The organism is Candidatus Bathyarchaeota archaeon (assembly GCA_018396705.1).
In the GTDB taxonomy this organism is placed as follows: domain Archaea; phylum Thermoproteota; class Bathyarchaeia; order Bathyarchaeales; family Bathycorpusculaceae; genus DRVP01.
This window is the reverse complement of record JAGTQZ010000004.1, coordinates 341,613-361,047: the sequence shown is the minus strand read 5'-3', so window position 1 is coordinate 361,047 and position 19,435 is coordinate 341,613. Positions and strand designations below refer to the sequence as shown.

The following is a 19,435-nucleotide window of genomic DNA, read 5'->3' as shown; positions in this document are numbered from 1 at the left end:
AACTTTTTCAGAACTTTCTGAGAAGGTACTTGAGCGTTGTAAGCTTCTGGATTTCGCTTGTGCCCTCATAGATTTCAGTTACTTTTGCGTCTCTATGATACCTTTCGACACGGTATTTTCCCAGATAACCATATCCTCCAAGGGTTTGAATTGCGAAGTCTGTAGTTTCCATGGCAACGCGGCTTGCATACTGCTTTGCCATTGCAGTAACCATTGGATCCATTTTTCCAACATCAATAAGCCAAGCAGCTTTATAGGTCAAAAGTCTTGCAGCTTCTATTTTGGCGGCCAACTCGGCCAAGGTACAACCTATAGCCTCATGTTGTATTATGGGCTGTCCGAAGGCTTCCCTCTGTTTTGCGTATTTGAAGGCTATTTCCCACGCACCCTGCGCCATGCCGACGGCTTGAGCAGCCACTCCCACTCTTGTTTTATCAAAAAACTCCATTGAATAATAGAAGCCTCTGTTAAGCTCGCCGACAATATGCCAGTCAGTAACCTTAACGTTGTCAAACCTGACTTCGCCAATTAAGGAACACCTAATGCCCATCTTGTTTTGAATTTTCGTTATCATTAATCCTGGAGTATCCTTGTCAACAACAAACAGTGTCTCACCTCTGTAAGCTGGTCTAACTTTTGTGTCCGTCTGAGCTAAAACCACAATAAAGTCAGCTATTGGAGCGTTTGTTATGAAGATTTTTGTTCCGTTTATCCACCATTCGCTTCCATATTTTATGGCGGTTGTTTCTATGCGAGATATATCGCTTCCGCTAACGTTTGGTTCGGTGAAGGCCGCAGCTGAGATATAGTCGCCTCTGCAAATTGGCGGCAAATACTTCTCCTTTTGCTCTTCACTGCCATACTCCAAAATTAATTCACTGCCAAAATTTCCAGCTGAAACTGCTACGCCAAGAGAGGAATCAGCCCTACACATTTCCTCTATCACAAGACAGGTTTCCAGGAATCCATAACCTTGCCCGCCGTACTCCCGCGGGAAAAACATGCTTGTAAAGCCGAGTTTTGCAGCCTTCTTATAAAGTTCCATTGGAAACTCTTCTTTGCAATCAAGTTCTAGGGCAAGTTCCGGTTTGAACTCTTTTTCACAAAACTCTCTTACAGCATTCCTTATTCCAATTTGATCTTCAGTTAATTCAAAATCCACTAGTAAAACCCCCTTCCAGCTTTCCTTCCTAACCAACCTTTACTAACATAATCCTCAAGCAACGGACATGGCTTATAGAGTTCCATCTTATATTTGGCATGAAGTTCATTCAAATTTTTAACAATAACGTCTAAACCGGTTCTGTCCGCATATTCACATGGACCTGAAGGCCAACCTGCACCGAGCTTCATTCCCGTGTCTATATCTGCTGGGCTTGCAGCATCCTCATGTACAAGCCAAGCTGCCTCGTTTACAGCTACAGCCCAAGATCTCTCAACGTCGTACTCCTCCATTAGGCTGAAGGGTATCCTCGGCCTTCCTTTGGTCCAATCGTAAAAGCCCACGCCAACCTTTTGTCCAAGTTTTCCCGCTTTTACAAGCGGCTCAATTAGTTCGGTGCAAAGTTTAAAGCGCTCACCATAGGCTTCATAGAGTATTTTCCAGATTTCATAGGCCAAGTCTAACCCAACGAAATCAGCTAGTTCAAACAACCCCATTGGGAAACCCCCACGGTATTTTAGTGACGCATCTATGCCCTCCTTCGTTGCCTCCTCGCGATAATAAGCCCAAAAGGCCTCGATGAAAACAGCAACCAAAACTCTGTTGACTATGAAGCCTCGTACGTCTTTCTTTACGATAATTGGAGTTTTTCTGAGTTTTTCAGCCAATTTAACAAGAGTATTTATTGTTTCATCGCTTGTTTTTTCACCCTTGATAACCTCTACCAGCAGCATTAATTGAGGGGGATTGAAAAAGTGCATTCCCGCAACCTTGTCGGGACGATTTGTCGCCTTACCCAGTTCTGTTATACTCAACGTCGAAGTGTTAGAGGCTAAAACCGCATAAGGCGGCGCCACCCTGTCAAGTTCACTGAAAACCTTCTTTTTAAGCTCAATGTTTTCGGGAACAACTTCTATGGCAACATCTACATTCATCGCGGCTTCTTCATAACTTGTCGTTACATGTATTCTTGCAAGAGCAGCGTCCGCGTCTTCCTGTCTTATACGCCTTTTTTCTACGAATTTACTCAGACTCCATTTAATTTTCTCCAAGGCTTTTTCGAGAAAAACTTGGCTAACATCCACCATCGCCACTTGAAAACCATTCATTGCTAGAATTTGCGCTATTCCATGCCCCATTGTACCAGACCCAATGACGGCTACTTCTTTAACTTCCCTAGCCAAACGGGGCCACCTAAAGGTTTAGAATATGCTACTTGGGCTAAGAGGTATAAACTTTTACAAAACTCTAAAGCCATAATTAAAAAGAGGGAAAAGAAAACATTCGTGATTTTTGGATTTCGCTGATATATCCCCACATGTTTCATCGACTGAACTATGTTACTTTTTGGGCTTTAAGTTCGTTAATCTTGTTTTTAAGGGCTGGTACTATCTTGAAAAGGTCTTCGACAATGCCGTAGTCTGAGAAGCTGAATATTGGCGCTTTTGGATCTTTATTTACAGCTATTATTAGGTCGGAGTTTTTCATTCCTAAAACATGTTGGAAGGCTCCGCTAATTCCCAAGGCTATGTAAAGTTTCGGCTTCACAATTTTCCCGGAAGTACCCACTTGCCTGTCGTTTGGAAGCCATCCTTTATCTACTACTGGACGAGAACATGCTAAAACGCCGCCAAGGGATTTCGCCAACTCCTCCACAATTGGTATGTTGCTTTGGTCTTTTACGCCCCTTCCAATACCCACCAATACACTTGCAGCTGTTATATCAACTCCTCCCGGGGGCGGTGGCACATATTCCAAGAAGCGTTTAGCGGTTACTTCCTCGATTAGAGGTGGTTGGATCTCTTCTATTTGCCCGTTTAACGGCATAGGTGGTTTTTTAGCTTGAAAGGCAGCTTGCCGCAGCGTAACCATGTAACTTTCAGACTTCCGTAGTACAACTTTTGCATTCACTTTTCCGCCGTATATTTGTCGAGTTACTGTAAACCTTTCACCCTCGAAATCAAAGTCTATACAATCCGTTGCTAATGGAATGTTTAAGGCTGCTGCCAGCCTTGGAGCAAGCTCCACACCATAGGAAGTGTGGCCAATAATTGTTAAAACTGGTTTACGTTGCCTGATTAAATGTGAAAGAACTTTATGGTACACGTCAGAGTTAAAGTTTTCAAGCCTACTATCCTCAATCAGCAAAACATTTTTGGCATACTCCGCCAACGTTTTCGCGTGTTCCTTAACATTCTTGCCCAGCAAAACAGCTGTCAAATTAGCGTTTGTCTTTTCAGCGATTTCCCTGGCTTTAGTCAGCATTTCGAAGGTTATATCTCTAAGCGCTCCTTGCCTGTGTTCAGCTAACACAAATATCTCAGCCATTTTAGATCAGCCCCCTTGACTTCAGAATTTCTATAACTTTAGCAGCTATCTCGTCCGGGCTTCCTTTCAGAAACTCTGTTTGCTTCTCAACTGGTGGAAGATAGAGTTTTTCTATTACCAGCCATGAACCAGTCTCGCCTACATCGTTTTCGCTTAAGCCTATATCAGCCAGTCTCATGACCTTTATTTCCTTTTGCATGGCTTTACGTATTCCCATGATGGAAACATAGCGTGGTTCATTAATCCCGGTCTGAACTGTGAAAAGCGCTGGCAGTTTAACCTCCAACCTTTCTTCGAAACCACCCTCAAGCTCACGGTTAACAATTGCTTTGTCTCCATCCAACACTATCTTTTTTACCATGGTGGCATGCGGCACCCCAAGAAACTCCGCTAAAACTGGGCCGACGACAGCGCTTCCATCGTCACCGGCCTGTGCTCCAGTTAGGATTAAGTCGAAATGCATGTTTCTAATGACGCTGTAAAGAATTTTTGCTGTGGCATACGCGTCTGAGCCGGCAAACTTTGAATCTGTTACACGTATGGCTTTGTCTGCGCCACGCGCTAAACACTTTCGCAGAGTATTGTCAGAATCTTCTGGGCCAACTGTTATCGCTGTTACAGTCCCGCCGAATTTTTCCTTGATGCGCACCGCCTCTTCTAAAGCGTAGTCGTCCCACTCGTTTATGTCGAAGACCAGTCCAGTTTTTTCTATGCCCTTACCAGTTGCGTCTATTTTCAGTTCTGCTTCAGCAGTTTCTGGAACATGTTTAACACAGACGATGATGTCCAAATCTATTCTCTCCTTTATATTCGGTGATCTTGTTCACACTTCGTTTTCATATAATTTTTGCTAAAAATATTCTTCTTAAAACATGGTTCAACTATGAAGAAGCTTTGTAGCGTGTTGATTATTTATGTTTAAGTTGATTCTCCAAGACTTCCGCGGCCCTTTTAATGGCTTCCCTTAATTTTTCGGTCAATGGCCCTCCACCCTGAGCGAAATTTTGTCTTCCTCCTCCCCCTCCACCTATTATTTTTGAGGCTTCTCTAGCTATTTCGCCAGCGTTTATACCCCTTTCCACAGCCTTTTGCCCGGCCATGACAAGTATTCTTGCAGTTTTTCCATCAACGCCGTAAAAGACTGTGACTGTGGTTTCGTCCCTTTTCACTATTTCGTTTGCCGTTTGTATCATGCGGTTGACATCAGCGTCCTCTCCAAAGTCACGCATGACAAGTTTAACGTCATCGATTTCACGGATGTTTATTGCTTCCGCCTTTGTGTCTACGCTGAGACTCTCCAGCCTCGCTATCTCCTTTAATAGTCTTCTTCTTTCAGCATTGGCTTCCTTTAAGTCTTTAACCATCTTCTCCGCAGTCTTATCTAGTTTTTCTAGCGGAGCATTCAGAATCTCTGAAACTCGCCAAAGCAGCGCCTCATTTTGCTGTATAGCCTTTAAGGCATGTATTCCAACAGAATATTCTAGACGTTCCACACCGTCTTGTATCCTTTCTGAATGTATTATTTTGATAAGACCTATCTCCCCGGTGCTAAGCACATGTGTTCCAGCGCAAGCCTCCACTTCCCAGTCTCCAATTTTAACCACACGAATTTCTTTTCCAGGAACAGCACCACCTTGGTACAGCCTAAAGCCATAAAGGTTTTCAGCTTCTGTTCGAGGCATCCATGAAATTTCAACTGGAATGTTGCGAAAGACCGCCTCATTGGCTAAAAGCTCTATTTTCTGCAATTCTTCTCGTGTAAGGCGCCGGTAATGGGAAATATCAAGCCTTGAGCTTTCGACGCCCTTCTGTGTGCCAAACTGCCAAACATGCTGTCCAAGAACGCGCCGCGCGGCAGCATTGACCACATGCGTTGCTGTGTGGTTTTTCATTAATACATATCGTCTATCCCAATCTATGAAACCTTTCACAAGACTTCCTTCAGCAGGAGGCTTTCCACCTTTAATCTGGTGAACAATAACTTTGCCTATTTTTTGCACGTAGACAACCTCAGCCCTTCCGCCGTCAAACGTTAAAAAACCAGTATCAGCAGGCTGCCCTCCGCCTTCCGGATAAAAACATGTCCTATCCAGAACTATATATTGATTCTTAAACACTTTGAGAACTTTTGCCTCAAAGCTTTTCATATACTGATCCTTGTAGTAAAGCTCCTCTGTTGGGGGAAGACCAGCCACTTCATTCTCAATCCATTTCTCGTGTTCAATCTCCTCAGTCGGTTTTGAGGTTTGCATGTGCCTTTCAGCAATCAAACTGTAGAAGTTCGCTGGAACCTCAGCAGTTACACCTTCAGCTTCCGCCATCTCCTTGACAATTTCCGGTGGAAGACCATGCGAATCATAGAGCTCAGTCAGCGTTTCAATGGGGATTTTGTTGAGATTTCTTGACTTTAAGTCTTCGGTTATGCGTTTTACAAGGCTGCTTCCCCTTGATATAGTCTCTTTGAATTTTTCCTCCTCTACGTGAAGCATCTCAATTATCTCATCTCGCATTTCCATGAGATGTGGATAATCCACAGACCAATAATTGATTTGCATATCAAAAATATCATAAAGCTTGTCCGAAATCCCCAAGAGTCTTAATAACCTATAAATTCTCCTAAATAAAAGTCTAGCTAAATATCCCTCTTGAATATTCGAGGGAACAACACCCTCAGAAAGTATAAAGCTTAAACATTTTGTGTGGTCTGCTATGGCAAATGCATTTTCTATAGGGGACAAGAAATTATCCAGCATAGCGGCATCTATGCCCAAAATGTTAGCTATTTTCTTTCTAGCCTCCATTAGGCTGATCGTTTTTCCCAAACCGACAAGGGGGGAGACTCTTGCAACTCTTGCCAGCAAATTCATGTCAATTTGGGTTATTCCAGCCATTTCAAGGATCTTATTCAGAAGTTCTCCGTATATAGTGTGGAAGGCGCTTGGGGCGCCTTGCGAAAGCCAAGCATAGCGCTCTATGCCATAGCCAGTGTCAACGGTTCTTATTGGTAATTTGATGAATTGATCATTGACAACTTTGTATTGCATAAACACTAGTGTTGCAACTTCTAAGCCTCGGGCTATGCATTCAAGGCATGGTCCAGCGTTTCCGCCGCCAGACCATATTTCCTCCTTATAAGTTATTTCTTCGGGTTTTATGCCGAGCTCTTCAGTAGCGAAGGCGTGATGATACCGCACTGTCTGATCTTTCCAGTAAACTTCTTTGTCTGGGTAATTGAATGCGTGATGCCCGCCCATCTCGAAAATTGTTAAATACTTACCAAAGGTTGGCCCGGTGTTAGTTATATCAACTAAGCGAATGCATGGCTGAGCTATAACCAGAGGATTTGCTGGTGGAGGTGCAATTCCCTCCGTTACATATGGTTGGAAATCTATTATGCTGGCATGCGTCAAGTAAATGTCGTCTCTCCACCTTGCCACAACAGGATATGGCTTTATGCGGGTGTGGCCATGTCTTTCAAAAAACGACAAAAATGCTTCACGCATTTCACGTAACGTGTAGCTTTTTCTTGTCGGTGGATCACCTATGAAGGTATAAGTGGAGCATCCTTCAACCCTAGCCTCGCCGCATGTCTCTCGTTCTGGATTTAGAGTCCAGAAGTATGTCTTGCACGTGGGGCAAAATTTTCTGATGTATCCTTGCTCTTTGAAAAAGGGAAGCGCATACTCTTCGGCTGGAAATCTTTCCAACATCTCAAGGCTCCTAGACTGGCTTATGAGCAGTTGATGACTTTTTCAATGGATAGAGTAGTTTCCGACATTTAAACCATTTTACTATCCAAGTTTAAACCCTATAAGAAAACCGATGACAAAGCTTGCGGCTAAAGGCAACAAAGCCACGGTATGAATAAGCCAAGAAAGTGCACTGCCAGCAGCTCCTAAAAAGTCGCCTACAAGCTTAAAAAGTGCCTCATAATTCACGCTCAAAACACCCCTTAGACTAAGATAAACTAGAGAGCCTATCAACAAGCTCATCAAAAAGAGTACAAATTTACTCAACTTTTTGACAGCAAACCCCACTATAAAGCCACCTACGCCACCCAAGCCCAACTCATTAACAATTAACGATAAAGCGTCACTCATCTGCGATTCTCCAAGCATCAGACAAGTTTGCTACCCCCTTTAAACTTTATTATTACCTCTCCAAATAAATAGATATGACAATTCTAGGGGTGAAAGTAGCTTATCAAAGTCTTCATAGAATACAGTTACTCATGGGAAATGCCATTCTTCAATAAGTTTAACCTTTGAACCCCCCTGCTTTTCCATACCGTAGCGTGTTAGGGGTTTTGTAAGATGTCTCTGGGATCTAGGTGAAGTGATGTACAACCCTTCACCCAAGTTCCGCTTGACTTGAACAGCAACCTTGGTGAGAGTGGGAAAACGCAAACCGCACCTTTCACATCTAAAACCTTTACTTTTACCCATAGACTTTAGATGTTTGCCACATTGCGGACAAACTGGATTATGGTAAGCCACTTGAGGGGCAAGCTTCAATACACGCAATTTTTCAAGGTTAATGGTCATCGGCCGATTTTTGGAAGGTGGACGAACACCACCATAAACTTCAATGTGATCACCAACAATAAGCTTGCTTGCTATTTTTCTCAAAGCGCCAGTTGGCGCATAGGCTGCACAGTCAACACTGGCACTTTGATCTTCAATCGTGAAGATAACATGCCTTCTAGGAACTATTCGCGGATTTGATGCTACCATTCCTTTGGCGATTACTGGATTATAGGGCTTAATTTCGCTTAACTGTTTAACGCGCTTCAAGTGGGCATCCGTGCCATGATTTGTCCGGAAAATAACCCAGCGTTCTATAGGCTCAAGGGGCTTAACCATTTGGAAAGCTTTCTTGACAATTTCAGGGTTTTCACCCCTTATGCCGAAAAGAATCGGGTCAGGTCCGTGGGGTGCTATCAAAATTCTGCCAGTTTCCGGGTCGATGTTATTAAATGTGTAAGGAGCAGTAGCTCGGTCCATCTCTATAACTGACGCCTTATCTATTTTTCTTTCAGTGCCACAGTTTTCCGGTGTGCGATAGGCAATTATTTCAAATGTATAGTCACCCTGCAAGGTTTCGCCGACCGCTGCCAAGCCACCTATTATACCACGCCAGCTTTTGAACCCAAACGCCTCCGCTTTAAACCTTTTTAAAAGTTTAAAGGCATCTTTAATGCTTACAATTCCGGTGATGGCTTTTTTAGCGAATGTTTGAATTTGCTCTGGGATTTCGGCTTCTGTATAGAAGACTACGCCGGGTTCTGTGCCTCTATAAGATAAGTCTGAGTTTTCTTCTATAGTGTCTATGACTGTCTCTTTGATTCTGTCTACAATGTTTTCGTTGCATTTTATCCTCAAGCAGAGTGCTCCGTTTCCCCTAGTTTTCCATGGGACATTAGGATTTAATCTAATGAGATTCGGATAATCGGTGAAACTGACTCCGAGTTTTTCCAATTTTTCCACTAAAAGGGCTGCGATGTAGGTTGTACATCCTTTCCGGGGTGAATCAGTGTCATCAAAGCCTATATGCAAGTATTTTAGAGCCATTTATGCATCCTTGAGAAGGATAAACGCTTCAAACTGAAAGAGTATTTGTCTCGTTAAGGAAATCGCTTAAGTTTGTTGGATAAAATAGGGGGATGATGGGCTATTTTGGTGATTCTTCAATTATTATCATTGTAAGGGTTGATCTAACCTTGTCAAGTCTTCTTATGCGCCATGTCACAATTTCTTTAAGTTTATCCATAGTTTCGGCGCTAACTCTGCAAATTATGTCATATACTCCATAAACAGCAAAGGCTTCCTCAACACCTTCAATCTTCTTTAGGTCCTTTAAGACATCGGCTTCTGAACCTATTTCTGTGTTGATTAATACAAATGCTTTCGGCATTTAAACCTCCTCATAATACTGTCTCAGCTTAATGCATTAAAATATTTTGTTGTTGAAAACTGGAGGAGCATTAAACTTCAGCTTAAAGATTGAAAACGTTCTTATGTGTAATCTATGATATTAGTCTTAAGGTTCGGGCATGTCAACGAAAAATATCTTCGAAAATTCTATTATGAGCCGTGAAATGCGAGCTTTGGAGTTTAACGCAGAATATTTCGGGATTTCTCGGCTTCAACTCATGGAGAATGCCGGGCGAAACTTAGCATTGGAAGTAGCCTCAAGATTTCCACCAAACAAAAAGGTTGCAGTTTTCTGCGGTTTAGGCGGCAACGGAGGAGACGGGTTCGTTGCAGCTAGACATCTTGCAGCTATGGGTTTTAAGATAACCGTGATTCTTGCCGGAAAAGCGAGTGAGATCTCCCACAAAGCAGCCCAAGAAAACTGGAGAAGCTTGCAATTTCTAAAAGAAAGCATAACAATCCATGAAGCTTACGACAGCACGCTTCTACCGGACATAGACGCAGATATAATCATAGACGCTCTCCTCGGAACCGGAACAAAAGGCAAACTAAAGCCGCCTATAAAGCAACTTGTTGAAAAAATTAACTCGTTAAACGCTTTTAAAGTGGCCGTTGACGTGCCGACGGGCATTGACTCTGATACCGGTGAAGTTTTGGGAACAGCTGTGAAAGCGAACCTCACAGTAACTTTTTACAAAACAAAAACCGGATTGGAAAAAGCGAAGGAATACACTGGCGAACTGGTGGTTAGAGACATCGGGCTTCCTGCAGAACTTGAAAACTATGCGGGACCGGGGGACGTCAAACTCGTTGTAAAAACACGCACCTCTGGGTCTCGCAAGGGAGATCATGGAAGATTATTGGTTATTGGCGGAAGTGAAACATTCTCAGGGGCTCCAGCATTAGTGGCGCTTGCTGCGCTAAGAACAGGTGTTGATTTGGTTTACGTTGCTGCGCCACAAAAAACAGCTTATACCATCGCAGCAATGTCACCGGACCTGATAACCATAAAACTTGATGGAGAACACTTGAACACCGGGAACATTTCGACACTAAAACCGTATATAGAGAAGGTGGACGCAACTGTCATCGGCCCTGGACTAGGGCTTCACCCGGAAACCAGAGAAGCTGCTAAAGCCTTAATTGAAGTTGTCGAAAGTCTTGGTAAACCGTTATTGCTAGACGCTGACGGCCTGAAGGCCTTTGCAGAATTTAAAAGGAAACTCATCACGTCATTAGTTCTAACGCCCCACGCTGGAGAGTACGCTATACTAACAGGAAAGAAGCTGCCGGAAAACTTAAAAGAAAAAGCTCTAGAAGTTCAGAAAACTGCAGTCGAGCTTGGCGCCGTAATACTTCTTAAGGGCCCGGTGGATGTGATTGCTCATGAAAGAAAGATTAAATTTAATTTTACCGGGAACCCTGGGATGACTGTTGGCGGAACTGGAGACGTGCTTTCAGGAATTGTTGGAGCCTTCTTAGCGCAAGGCGCTGACCCCTTTGAGGCAGCTGTTGCTGGAGCTTTTGTTAATGGTGCTGCTGGAGACTTTGTTTTTAGGGAGAAAGGATACCACATGATGGCTTCGGATCTTCTTGAATGGATTCCCAAAGTTTTAGATGACCCCATGAGCCACTTGCAGGTGCAAAGGACAAGTGCAGCAAAGTAAACTTAGAGTTGTTGTCTATCACGCTGGGCAATGCGACCCTAAAAAATGCACAGCATTAAAGCTTAAGCGCCATGGGCTCATCCGCCTGGTCCATCAAATTAAGCTTTTACCAAGAGGAGTTGTGATCTTGAATCCTTTTTCGAAAATAGCTTTTTCACCGGCTGACCGGGAACGCATCGAAAAGTATGGGTTAGCGGCTTTAGACTTTAGTTGGGAATACGCTGAAAAACCATTAATGAAAAACGTTAAAGGGGCGTCTAGATGTTTGCCATACTTGGTTGCAGGAAACCCCGTTAACTTTGGATACCCTACAAAATTAAGCACGGCTGAAGCTTTAGCTTCAGCTCTTTACATATCCGGATTTAGAGAAGAAGCCCACAAACTGCTAAGCATTTTCAAATGGGGACACACTTTCATAGAGTTAAACAAGGAAAAACTTGAAGAGTATGCCAAGGCAAAGGACAGCGGTGAAATAGTGGAAATGCAGAAAAAATTTATTGAAGCCCTCAAGACTAACAAAAGTGAGTTTAAACAATCTAGGCGCGCCTCAGAAGCACAGAAACACGAACAACTCTTACACGGGAATGGAAATGGACTCTGCAGCTGATTTGCCCCTCTTTTTGGCTTCTGTTGCTTTAATCTCTCTCTCCGGGGTTATGGCACCTGGACCGGTTTTTGCAGTGACCGTCGCGAAGGGATATGAAAGCAAAAAAGCAGGAGTTCTAATAGCTCTCGGCCACGGTGCAGTAGAGTTTCCCTTGATAATCCTCTTATATTTTGGCCTCTCGGAATTTTTCCGTTCTACTTTAATTAATAAAGCCATAAGCTTTTTAGGAGGACTAATTATGATTTACATGGGCTTTGAAATTTTCAGGAACCGTGGAAAAGCAAGCATAAAGCCTCAACGCTCAAGGTATACCTCGTTTGCCGCGGGTTTTGTTACAACGGCTGCGAACCCATACTTCTTTCTCTGGTGGGTCCTTGCAGGTTCGGCTCTAATCAGTAAGGCTTCCTTGTTTGGTTATATCGGGGTTGGCTTATTTGCAATTGTTCATTGGTTCTGCGACCTAGCTTGGGACACTTTCGTATCTGTAACTGTTTTTAAGTCGCGGTGTTTTTGGACTCAAAAGGTGTTCAATATTGTGTTCGCTTTTTGCTTTGTAGTTTTAGCGATTTTTGGTTTATGGTTTATCGCTTCAGCCTTGTTATGGTAAAACGCTAACTGTTAGATTTGTGTCACGCTTGTAAATTAAACATCCTTGCAAGTTTCTATTTGAGCGTCGCTTCTAGAGCGTAACTGAAACTTAAATCTTTAAAAGGCAAAATTCGCAAGCATTATAACGGTGTCTAAGACAATGAATGAGAACGTCTGCGAATTCCATATTGGAAAGGCGAAAATCTGTATTGTGCAGGGCGACATAACTGAGATGGACACGGATGCTATTGTCAACGCAGCAAATCCATCTCTTATGGGGGGAGGTGGAGTAGACGGAGCAATCCACCGCAAAGGTGGACCAAAAATTCTTGAAGAATGTAAACGGATAAGGGCAACGGAGTATCCCGAAGGCCTTCCGACGGGGAAAGCCGTCATTACCACAGGAGGCAATTTGAAGGCTAAATATGTCATTCACACAGTTGGACCAATTTGGCGTGGTGGAAGCCAAAGTGAGCCGGAGCTTTTGGCTGAAGCCTACCGTAACTCTTTAAAGCTAGCAGTTTCAAAAGGGCTTAAAACCATAGCGTTCCCCTCGATCAGCACGGGAGCTTATGGATACCCAATTGAAAAAGCGTGTAAGGTAGCATTGACAACGGTTAAAGAGTTCCTAGAAAAAGAAAATAAGATCGATAAGGTTGTGCTTGTTTTATTCAGCAAACGTGACTTTGAAATCTACAAGGAGGCCGCAAAAGAGATTTTGATCGGCTAGTATTTGATGTAGAGATTCACCTAGATCCACTGAAGTCTGCTCTGTTCAAAGGACCATTAAAGTCAATAACTAGGCATGGAACCAAACTCATGTATGTAGGGTTATTAATATCGCTTTTTATCAAAAGTGGGTCGATGTAGGCGATTAGGGTTTTCCCATTCGTATCAGCCTTAACCCTCCAGAACCGTTTCAAGTCTCTCTCAGCTAACCTCTTTCTGCTTTCCATATCGGACCTTTTTGCAAACTCTATGGATTTAAGGTAAAAATCGGTTATAGAATAGTTTACGAGTCGTAAGTTAAACTTCAAGTCTTTATCATTTAGAGACTCCAGTGTTTTTAAAACAGCGACTATGGCGTTTCCGAAGTCCTTTAGGCTTTGCTCCTTCAGAACGATTAGTGGGCAAATAAAATTGGATGCTTGCAAAAGCGAGTCCAAAGCAGGGTTGTCATCGATTTTTGGCAGTCTTAAAAGCTTCTTCCACTTCAAATTGAGTTGCAAGTTTTCAGAAATTCCAAGTTCTCTGTATCTAAACTTCCGTTTGAGCCAGTCGAATTCGGTTTTTGGACAAACCTCCCTTGAAAAATAAACTATTCCCCTAAGGTTTTTGACAAGATAACGGTATAAGGGTTCCGCAATATCGCGCATCAAATGTAAAACTCCACGTCTTTAAATTTTAAACTTTGTCCATTTTTACAAGTTTTATACGTTTACAAAAAGCGCATATTTCACTTGATGAGGGAAAACCGCAAAGTTTGCATTTAACAAGCGGCGGTTTAGCCTTAACGTTTTCTAGCAATGGCATGATTTCTAAAAATCGGTTTAAAAGTTGTTGTTTAAAGTATGGATTATATTTAGCTAAGGTTTCAAGAATTTCCATTCTTTTTCGCACACCAGTTCTAGTGGAGAAGGGACAGTCGATTTCTCTGAAAGGGACAGTCTCGTATAGGCAATAAAGAAGGTTTTCGTTTTCCGGGCTGCGAAAAAGCGGTTTAACCTTTGAAGCCATTCCTTCCGCAAGCGGTGGCAAAACTGGCTTAAGCCTAACAAACTGTTCCCAGCGTCCATACAGAAAATTGTTAAGCAATACGCCCGTAACGTCTTCCAAATTGTGTCCCGTTGCCAAAACGTGAACTTTAGCCTTCATTGCCATTTCCTCAAAAATTCGCCTTTTTATAGTTCCGCAAACAGAGCAAAGTTTTCTTTTGAATGAAGTTTCCTTAAAATCAACTATTTTTACACCTAATTCTTTATGGAGATCAAAAACGTGAAGTTTAACTCCCAACATGTCAGTTAGTTTTTCAACTTTGGCCTGGCAATGTTCCGAGTATTCAGGTATTCCAAGGTTTATGTGCAGAGCCGCAAGCCTAACTTCTGGGTAAGCTTTTCGCAGAGCATGAAGAAGGGCGGCGCTGTCTTTCCCTCCAGAAACCGCAATGCCAACAAAGGCACTTTTATGGAACATGTTAAATTCTTCAACAGTTTTTCTGATTCTTGCAACATAAAAGTCGGCGAAACATTTAGGGCACAAGCTTAGTCGGGCATAGGGAATATGCACTTCAGCGCTGGCTGAACGACATTTTACGCAAGTTACAGGCATAACCTTTTCAATCGCTCAATGCTGTATCGTTAATAAAAACATTTCATTTCATACTTCAAAATACGCCACAATAAGAGAACCCAAAATAGTTTTATAGAATCTGGGCGTTATTTTAACTTTCTAGATTCAAAGTCTTAATTTGGAAGTTTGATTATGTCCTCTGACAACTTATTATCCTCTACTCACAGCAGGAAACGTGTCATCATAATGGGTGCTGCTGGCAGAGACTTCCACAACTTTAATGTTTACTTCAGAAACAACGAGGTGTATGAGGTTGTGGCTTTTACAGCTACGCAGATTCCAGGAATAGAGGGAAGAATTTACCCACCGGAGCTTGCAGGCAAAAACTATCCAAAGGGTATACCCATCTATCCCGAAGATGATTTAGAAAAACTGATAGAAGAATATGATGTAGACCAAGTTGTTTTCGCTTATAGTGATGTCTCCCATGAATATGTGATGCATAAAGCATCTCTAGTGTTAGCTAAAGGTGCGGACTTTAGGTTAATGGGGCCAAAGACAACGATGTTAAAAGCCAGTGTTCCAGTCGTATCCGTTGGAGCCGTTAGAACAGGTTGCGGCAAAAGTCAAACATCACGGCAAATTGCAAAAATCTTGAAGAATAAAGGTTTAAATGTTGTTGTAATAAGGCATCCAATGCCATACGGTGACATACGAAGGCAAATCTGCCAACGCTTCGCCACACATGAAGACCTTGACAAATATAACTGTACAATAGAAGAAAGAGAAGAATATGAACCTCATCTAGATAATGGAGTGATCGTTTACGCTGGGGTAGACTATGAAAAAATTTTGAAAGAGGCGGAAAAAGAAGCTGACATAATTGTTTGGGATGGAGGGAACAATGATATACCCTTCTATAAACCCAACTTGCATATAGTTGTCACCGATCCTCATAGAGTTGGACACGAAACAGCATATCATCCCGGAGAGACGAACCTACGAATGGCAAACGTGGTGATAATAAATAAGGTTGATACAGCACCCTTAGAGAACATTAACCACATCAGGGAGAACATTAAGAAAGTGAACCCAAACGCCTTAATCCTAGAAGCAGCATCACCAATAACCGCTGATAATCCAAGCCTTATCAAAGGAAAACGCGTCTTAGTCATAGAAGACGGGCCAACATTAACTCATGGAGACATGCCTTATGGTGCTGCAACATTACTGGCTAAACAGCTCGATGCTGAACTCGTAGACCCCAGACCTTATGCTGTTGGCTCAATAAAGGAGGCATATGAGAAATACTCCCATCTCGGCTTGGTGCTTCCGGCCTTGGGCTACGGTGAAAAGCAAATGGCCGAACTATATGAAACGATTGCTCGTACACCGTGTGACGTTGTTGTAATTGGAACCCCCGTTGACCTAAGAAGAGTTATGACAATAAACAAGCCCACCGTTAGAGTTAAATATGAGTTGAAAGTTTTGGGACCCATATCACTCGACCATGTTCTAGACGATTTCCTTAAGAGGAGGGGTAAAAGTGGGAATTGAAGAAACACCAGAAATATCAAGGATAAAAGTTAAATTAATAATCGAAGGTTTAGGTGAGGCTGAAGGTGAATTAATTCGGCATCTAGCTCCAAGAACAGTAGATATGGTTGTTCGAAAACTTCCCTTCGAAGGAAGAGCAGCCCTCTGGAAAGAAGAAGTTTATTTTGAAATTCCAGTTAAAATGGGGGAGGAAAAAGCCAAAAGCACCGTAGAGAAGGGCACCATAGCTTTCTGGCCCATGGGAAGCGCTCTCTGCATATTTTATGGCGAATCACAGCCTTATAGCCCAGTCAACATTATTGGAAAGATAACAAGAAATCTTGAACTCTTCAGCAAAGTGAAAAGTGGCACAGTAATCAAAGTAGAGAAATTATAGGTACACGCTCTCGCTCCAGCTTTTCAGAAGTTTTTCACATTCTTCTATAACTTCACGTTTTCTACTTCTATTTTTCAAAACTTCAAGAAATTCTATGCGCTTTTCTATAGATCGTCTTTCAGCCTCACCACCGTAATATAGTTTACCCTCAAGATAATCCTTCATGTGATTAGCCTTTTGTATAAACAAACTGGCAGCATCAACAGGGTTTGCCACAGCATACTTATTCGCCCAAATAACTGCCTCTGTTTCACGGAGTTGTGTGAAGCCATCTATTTCAATTATCTCCTTAATATAAGTCCTAAGAAAATCGTAATAACCAGCCGTTTTCACAAGTTTAATGGCTTCTTTCACTTTCTGTTTAAACTCAGGGCTTCCCTGAACTCTTATATAATGTCGATAGTTTCGCTTGACACGTTCCCCGACTTCTTTAACATCTTCTTTCATGGAAATCTTTTCCGGAAACGACAGATTAAAGTCGCCTCAAACAAAATAGAAAGCCAACCTACTTTAAAGTTTGTTAATCCAAAGTCTTATATATTTTGATGTCATGGTTACCTGAAACTAGCTGAATTAGTCCGTCGTCTTCAAGCTGCTCTAGCAGATCTTTTGCAGCGCTTATCCTTATGTTAAATTTTGAAGCCACTGCGTAAGGTGTTAAAACCCGCATTTTTTTCAATTCATCCAGCATTTTTCCGCCTTTAATGTCGGGAATCAGTATTCCAGCTGCCTTTTTCTCTTTTGGAGCTGCCTTTTCTTTTTCCTTCTTTTTCTCTTCTTCGCTTTTTCGCATTTGCATGCGTTCCATCTGTTTCAAGCTTAGCTTCTTTTTCCCACCCACAGTGCATTTCCACCTTTTCGGTGTTTACCGGAATATTCTCAGCTCCCTTCCTTATATATCTATTGCAAACATGAGGCATGCTTTAGGGGAAAGGAAAAAGGGTGGGTGCTTTATTTTATCTACCCATAACTTTTCTTGCAGCGATTTCAATGTCCTCAGCTTTTATTGTTTTTCTTCCAGTGTGCATCGCAAAATCAAGAGCTTCCTTGGCTATTTTAATTCCAATTTCTTCTAGAGCCTTGGCGAGTTCCTTTGCAGCTGCTTCACTTACTCTTTCAGCTCCGGCCTTTTTACAGAGTCTATGCATAGGAGCAATTGCCAACTCTAAATCTGCCATAGAGACTCCTCCGTAGCGTCTTTTTGTATTTGAAGCAATATTTAATGTTTATTGCGCTTCATCTTCCAAAAATCAACTCTAAAACCGGATTTTCTTTAATTGAAATTTAGGAAATTATAAAAGCTTCCGGATGATACTTTATGTGCCAAAAGTGAACAGCATGAAAGCTCTGAGATATATTGATGCTCACATACATCTTTCAGATGAGGAGTATGAGGGGAAAGTTGAAGAGATTGTTTCTGAAGCAAAAAATTTCAATGTTATTGCGCTTGTTTCCAACTCGATGGATCTTGAAACCAGCGTAAAAAGTGTAGAATTAGCCGAACAATTTAAGGGATTAGTCTATGCTGCGTTGGGAATTCACCCGTGGAATGTAAACACTATGCTAGAGGAAGAGTTGCATGAAACTTCTGAGTTTATATTGGGACAACAACGGAATAAGGCGGTGGTGGCTATTGGAGAGGTTGGCTTAGACTACAAGTATGAGAAAATATGGGATAAGCAGCTGAGAGTCTTTGATGAAATGCTTAGGTTAGCTGAGAAGATGAATCTGCCGGTTATAATTCATTCCCGTGGGACAACCGCACAAGTAGTTGAAATGCTTCCGTCTTACCGTTTAAAAAAGGTTCTTCTCCATTGGTTCAGCAATCCGATAAGCGCGTTAACGAAAGCTATAGACAACGGATATTACATAAGCGAAGGGCCGCCGGTTGCCTATTCTAATGGTATAAGAGAGGTTGTGAGACGCGTTCCTCTAGAAAATCTCTTGACAGAAACTGATGGGCCTGTGCGGTACTTCAGAAATCCCTTCGAGGGTAAGTTAACAAGTCCAGCTTTCGTGCCGACGGTTGTTAACGCTATAGCTGAGGTTAAGAAAAGAAATGTTGATGAAGTTGCGGAGCAAATCTTGAAAAATTTCGAGGAATTTTTCGGGTTGAAGTTTAATTCAAAGAACGTAAAGTTAAATTAGGATTTGTGTTTATGAAATGTTCATTCCACCATACGTGTTTAACAGCGTGGTTAGTCTCGAATGCCGCTGGAGGAGTCGATTGGTTGGGAAAAGTTCGAACAGAGCAGATTAAACGTACAGCCAAAGAACTAATCAGACGATTTCCGGATAGGTTTTCCAGAAATTTTGAGGAAAACAAACGTTTGGTTGCCATGCTTGTTCCAGGGGCTACAACAAGAGTGCGAAATCAGATTGCAGGCTATATAACACACGCTTATGGCGGTATCGAGGTTCCCTCTCAAAGTGAAAATGGAAATGAGGACGCAAGCGAGTAGCTTATTAAATGCTTTCACATCTAGAAAGTTCTGGAGGCTGAAAGGTGATTGCACAATGATGGATCATTATAGGCGGGGGTGGGCTTTAAGATATTTGCGAGAAGCTAAAGCGGAGCTTGAGGCTGCTAGAAAATTACCATACATGGCTCCAAGCTTAATTCTTGAAGCCATAAGAAAAGCTAGAAATGCCATATATTACAGCCTAGGCGAACCAGCCTTCATTGAAAACGTTGTACGCGATGTCATGGAAAAAGCCCAAATAGGAAATGACCCGGTTTTAAAGTGTCTGGTAGAAATTGAAGAAATTATGCTGCAACTAGCGCAATTGGAGGAAATGGACGGGGAGAAAGCCATAAAACAAGCAGATAATTTAATCCAAACAGCTTCGGAAATTGTTGAAACTCTTACTGGAGAGAAAGCAGAAAATTAAGAAAGAATGCCTTTAAAGTTTCTATACCCTAGCCCA

The 19,435-nt window shown here is 42.3% G+C and carries 22 protein-coding genes; 9 read left to right on the top strand and 13 right to left on the bottom strand.

Annotated features, from left to right (window positions below):
* Positions 1-7: 7 nt before the first annotated feature.
* The 8 genes from KEJ24_05715 to KEJ24_05680 form a co-directional block, all read right to left on the bottom strand.
* Entirely contained in the window at positions 8-1,162 is a 1,155-nt protein-coding gene (locus KEJ24_05715; GenBank protein ID MBS7647314.1) for an acyl-CoA dehydrogenase family protein, read from the bottom strand.
* Positions 1,162-2,346, bottom strand: a complete 1,185-nt coding sequence (locus KEJ24_05710) for a 3-hydroxyacyl-CoA dehydrogenase (GenBank protein ID MBS7647313.1) — start codon at positions 2,344-2,346, stop codon at positions 1,162-1,164. The genes KEJ24_05715 and KEJ24_05710 overlap by 1 nt, the downstream gene beginning before the upstream one ends.
* Positions 2,347-2,497: 151 nt before the next feature.
* The gene (locus KEJ24_05705; GenBank protein MBS7647312.1) at positions 2,498-3,490 is read right to left on the bottom strand and encodes an electron transfer flavoprotein subunit alpha/FixB family protein; all 993 of its coding nucleotides are present in this window, start codon (positions 3,488-3,490) and stop codon (positions 2,498-2,500) included.
* A 1-nt stretch (position 3,491) separates the two neighbouring features.
* On the bottom strand, positions 3,492-4,280 hold the full coding sequence (locus tag KEJ24_05700) for an electron transfer flavoprotein subunit beta/FixA family protein (GenBank protein ID MBS7647311.1): 789 nt from the start codon (positions 4,278-4,280) through the stop codon (positions 3,492-3,494).
* A 118-nt stretch (positions 4,281-4,398) separates the two neighbouring features.
* The gene (gene alaS / locus KEJ24_05695; protein MBS7647310.1) at positions 4,399-7,200 is read right to left on the bottom strand and encodes an alanine--tRNA ligase; all 2,802 of its coding nucleotides are present in this window, start codon (positions 7,198-7,200) and stop codon (positions 4,399-4,401) included.
* An 81-nt stretch (positions 7,201-7,281) separates the two neighbouring features.
* Positions 7,282-7,590, bottom strand: coding sequence for a hypothetical protein (locus KEJ24_05690; GenBank protein MBS7647309.1), 309 nt, complete (start codon positions 7,588-7,590; stop codon positions 7,282-7,284).
* A gap of 129 nt (positions 7,591-7,719) precedes the next feature.
* Positions 7,720-9,060: a DUF1743 domain-containing protein gene (locus KEJ24_05685; protein ID MBS7647308.1), complete on the bottom strand. Its 1,341-nt coding sequence runs from the start codon at positions 9,058-9,060 to the stop codon at positions 7,720-7,722.
* Between the two features lie 100 nt (positions 9,061-9,160).
* Positions 9,161-9,403, bottom strand: a complete 243-nt coding sequence (locus tag KEJ24_05680; protein ID MBS7647307.1) for an Lrp/AsnC ligand binding domain-containing protein — start codon at positions 9,401-9,403, stop codon at positions 9,161-9,163.
* A gap of 139 nt (positions 9,404-9,542) precedes the next feature.
* Between KEJ24_05680 and KEJ24_05675 the strand changes: the two genes are divergently transcribed.
* From KEJ24_05675 to KEJ24_05660, 4 genes are all read left to right on the top strand, one after another.
* Positions 9,543-11,090 (top strand): NAD(P)H-hydrate dehydratase, encoded by a 1,548-nt coding sequence (locus KEJ24_05675; GenBank protein MBS7647306.1) that lies wholly within the window; start codon positions 9,543-9,545, stop codon positions 11,088-11,090.
* Positions 11,077-11,697: a DUF367 family protein gene (locus KEJ24_05670; protein ID MBS7647305.1), complete on the top strand. Its 621-nt coding sequence runs from the start codon at positions 11,077-11,079 to the stop codon at positions 11,695-11,697. Before KEJ24_05675 ends, KEJ24_05670 begins: the two co-directional genes overlap by 14 nt.
* Positions 11,681-12,304, top strand: a complete 624-nt coding sequence (locus KEJ24_05665) for a LysE family transporter (GenBank protein MBS7647304.1) — start codon at positions 11,681-11,683, stop codon at positions 12,302-12,304. The genes KEJ24_05670 and KEJ24_05665 overlap by 17 nt, the downstream gene beginning before the upstream one ends.
* 141 nt (positions 12,305-12,445) lie before the next feature.
* Positions 12,446-13,015 carry an O-acetyl-ADP-ribose deacetylase gene (locus KEJ24_05660; GenBank protein MBS7647303.1) on the top strand — a complete coding sequence of 190 codons (570 nt, stop codon included), beginning with the start codon at positions 12,446-12,448 and terminating at the stop codon, positions 13,013-13,015.
* Positions 13,016-13,031: 16 nt separating this feature from the next.
* Here the strand turns inward: KEJ24_05660 and KEJ24_05655 are convergent, their stop codons facing one another.
* Both KEJ24_05655 and KEJ24_05650 read right to left on the bottom strand, forming a co-directional pair.
* Complete coding sequence (locus tag KEJ24_05655; GenBank protein MBS7647302.1) at positions 13,032-13,661, bottom strand: hypothetical protein; 630 nt, start codon at positions 13,659-13,661, stop codon at positions 13,032-13,034.
* Positions 13,662-13,689: 28 nt separating this feature from the next.
* Positions 13,690-14,613 carry a phosphoadenosine phosphosulfate reductase family protein gene (locus tag KEJ24_05650; protein MBS7647301.1) on the bottom strand — a complete coding sequence of 308 codons (924 nt, stop codon included), beginning with the start codon at positions 14,611-14,613 and terminating at the stop codon, positions 13,690-13,692.
* Between the two features lie 153 nt (positions 14,614-14,766).
* Between KEJ24_05650 and KEJ24_05645 the strand changes: the two genes are divergently transcribed.
* Together KEJ24_05645 and KEJ24_05640 are read left to right on the top strand one after the other, a co-directional pair.
* Positions 14,767-16,131 (top strand): GTPase, encoded by a 1,365-nt coding sequence (locus tag KEJ24_05645; protein ID MBS7647300.1) that lies wholly within the window; start codon positions 14,767-14,769, stop codon positions 16,129-16,131.
* The gene (locus KEJ24_05640; GenBank protein MBS7647299.1) at positions 16,121-16,507 is read left to right on the top strand and encodes a hypothetical protein; all 387 of its coding nucleotides are present in this window, start codon (positions 16,121-16,123) and stop codon (positions 16,505-16,507) included. The genes KEJ24_05645 and KEJ24_05640 overlap by 11 nt, the downstream gene beginning before the upstream one ends.
* Here the strand turns inward: KEJ24_05640 and KEJ24_05635 are convergent.
* From KEJ24_05635 to KEJ24_05625, 3 genes are all read right to left on the bottom strand, one after another.
* Positions 16,502-16,954 (bottom strand): hypothetical protein, encoded by a 453-nt coding sequence (locus KEJ24_05635; protein MBS7647298.1) that lies wholly within the window; start codon positions 16,952-16,954, stop codon positions 16,502-16,504. The two genes, KEJ24_05640 and KEJ24_05635, sit on opposite strands and share 6 nt — an antisense overlap.
* Before the next feature lie 73 nt (positions 16,955-17,027).
* A complete protein-coding gene (locus KEJ24_05630) occupies positions 17,028-17,348 on the bottom strand; it encodes a hypothetical protein (GenBank protein MBS7647297.1) in 321 nt (106 codons plus the stop codon).
* A 115-nt stretch (positions 17,349-17,463) separates the two neighbouring features.
* Positions 17,464-17,685, bottom strand: a complete 222-nt coding sequence (locus KEJ24_05625; protein MBS7647296.1) for an NFYB/HAP3 family transcription factor subunit — start codon at positions 17,683-17,685, stop codon at positions 17,464-17,466.
* A 160-nt stretch (positions 17,686-17,845) separates the two neighbouring features.
* On the opposite strand from KEJ24_05625, the gene KEJ24_05620 reads away from it, so the two are divergent.
* From KEJ24_05620 to KEJ24_05610, 3 genes are all read left to right on the top strand, one after another.
* A complete protein-coding gene (locus tag KEJ24_05620) occupies positions 17,846-18,655 on the top strand; it encodes a TatD family hydrolase (GenBank protein MBS7647295.1) in 810 nt (269 codons plus the stop codon).
* 83 nt (positions 18,656-18,738) lie between these two features.
* Entirely contained in the window at positions 18,739-18,969 is a 231-nt protein-coding gene (locus KEJ24_05615; protein ID MBS7647294.1) for a 30S ribosomal protein S17e, read from the top strand.
* Positions 18,950-19,399: a hypothetical protein gene (locus KEJ24_05610; protein ID MBS7647293.1), complete on the top strand. Its 450-nt coding sequence runs from the start codon at positions 18,950-18,952 to the stop codon at positions 19,397-19,399. Before KEJ24_05615 ends, KEJ24_05610 begins: the two co-directional genes overlap by 20 nt.
* Positions 19,400-19,435 lie beyond the last annotated feature (36 nt).

Coding starts and splice junctions, on each gene's coding strand:
- KEJ24_05705 (MBS7647312.1), bottom strand. CDS start 3,490: ATGGCTGAGATATTTGTGTTAGCTGAACACAGGCAAGGAGCGCTTAGA.
- alaS (MBS7647310.1), bottom strand. CDS start 7,200: ATGTTGGAAAGATTTCCAGCCGAAGAGTATGCGCTTCCCTTTTTCAAA.
- KEJ24_05690 (MBS7647309.1), bottom strand. CDS start 7,590: ATGAGTGACGCTTTATCGTTAATTGTTAATGAGTTGGGCTTGGGTGGC.
- KEJ24_05685 (MBS7647308.1), bottom strand. CDS start 9,060: ATGGCTCTAAAATACTTGCATATAGGCTTTGATGACACTGATTCACCC.
- KEJ24_05680 (MBS7647307.1), bottom strand. CDS start 9,403: ATGCCGAAAGCATTTGTATTAATCAACACAGAAATAGGTTCAGAAGCC.
- KEJ24_05675 (MBS7647306.1), top strand. CDS start 9,543: ATGTCAACGAAAAATATCTTCGAAAATTCTATTATGAGCCGTGAAATG.
- KEJ24_05665 (MBS7647304.1), top strand. CDS start 11,681: ATGGACTCTGCAGCTGATTTGCCCCTCTTTTTGGCTTCTGTTGCTTTA.
- KEJ24_05660 (MBS7647303.1), top strand. CDS start 12,446: ATGAATGAGAACGTCTGCGAATTCCATATTGGAAAGGCGAAAATCTGT.
- KEJ24_05655 (MBS7647302.1), bottom strand. CDS start 13,661: ATGCGCGATATTGCGGAACCCTTATACCGTTATCTTGTCAAAAACCTT.
- KEJ24_05650 (MBS7647301.1), bottom strand. CDS start 14,613: ATGCCTGTAACTTGCGTAAAATGTCGTTCAGCCAGCGCTGAAGTGCAT.
- KEJ24_05645 (MBS7647300.1), top strand. CDS start 14,767: ATGTCCTCTGACAACTTATTATCCTCTACTCACAGCAGGAAACGTGTC.
- KEJ24_05635 (MBS7647298.1), bottom strand. CDS start 16,954: ATGAAAGAAGATGTTAAAGAAGTCGGGGAACGTGTCAAGCGAAACTAT.
- KEJ24_05625 (MBS7647296.1), bottom strand. CDS start 17,685: ATGGCAGATTTAGAGTTGGCAATTGCTCCTATGCATAGACTCTGTAAA.
- KEJ24_05620 (MBS7647295.1), top strand. CDS start 17,846: ATGAAAGCTCTGAGATATATTGATGCTCACATACATCTTTCAGATGAG.
- KEJ24_05610 (MBS7647293.1), top strand. CDS start 18,950: ATGAGGACGCAAGCGAGTAGCTTATTAAATGCTTTCACATCTAGAAAG.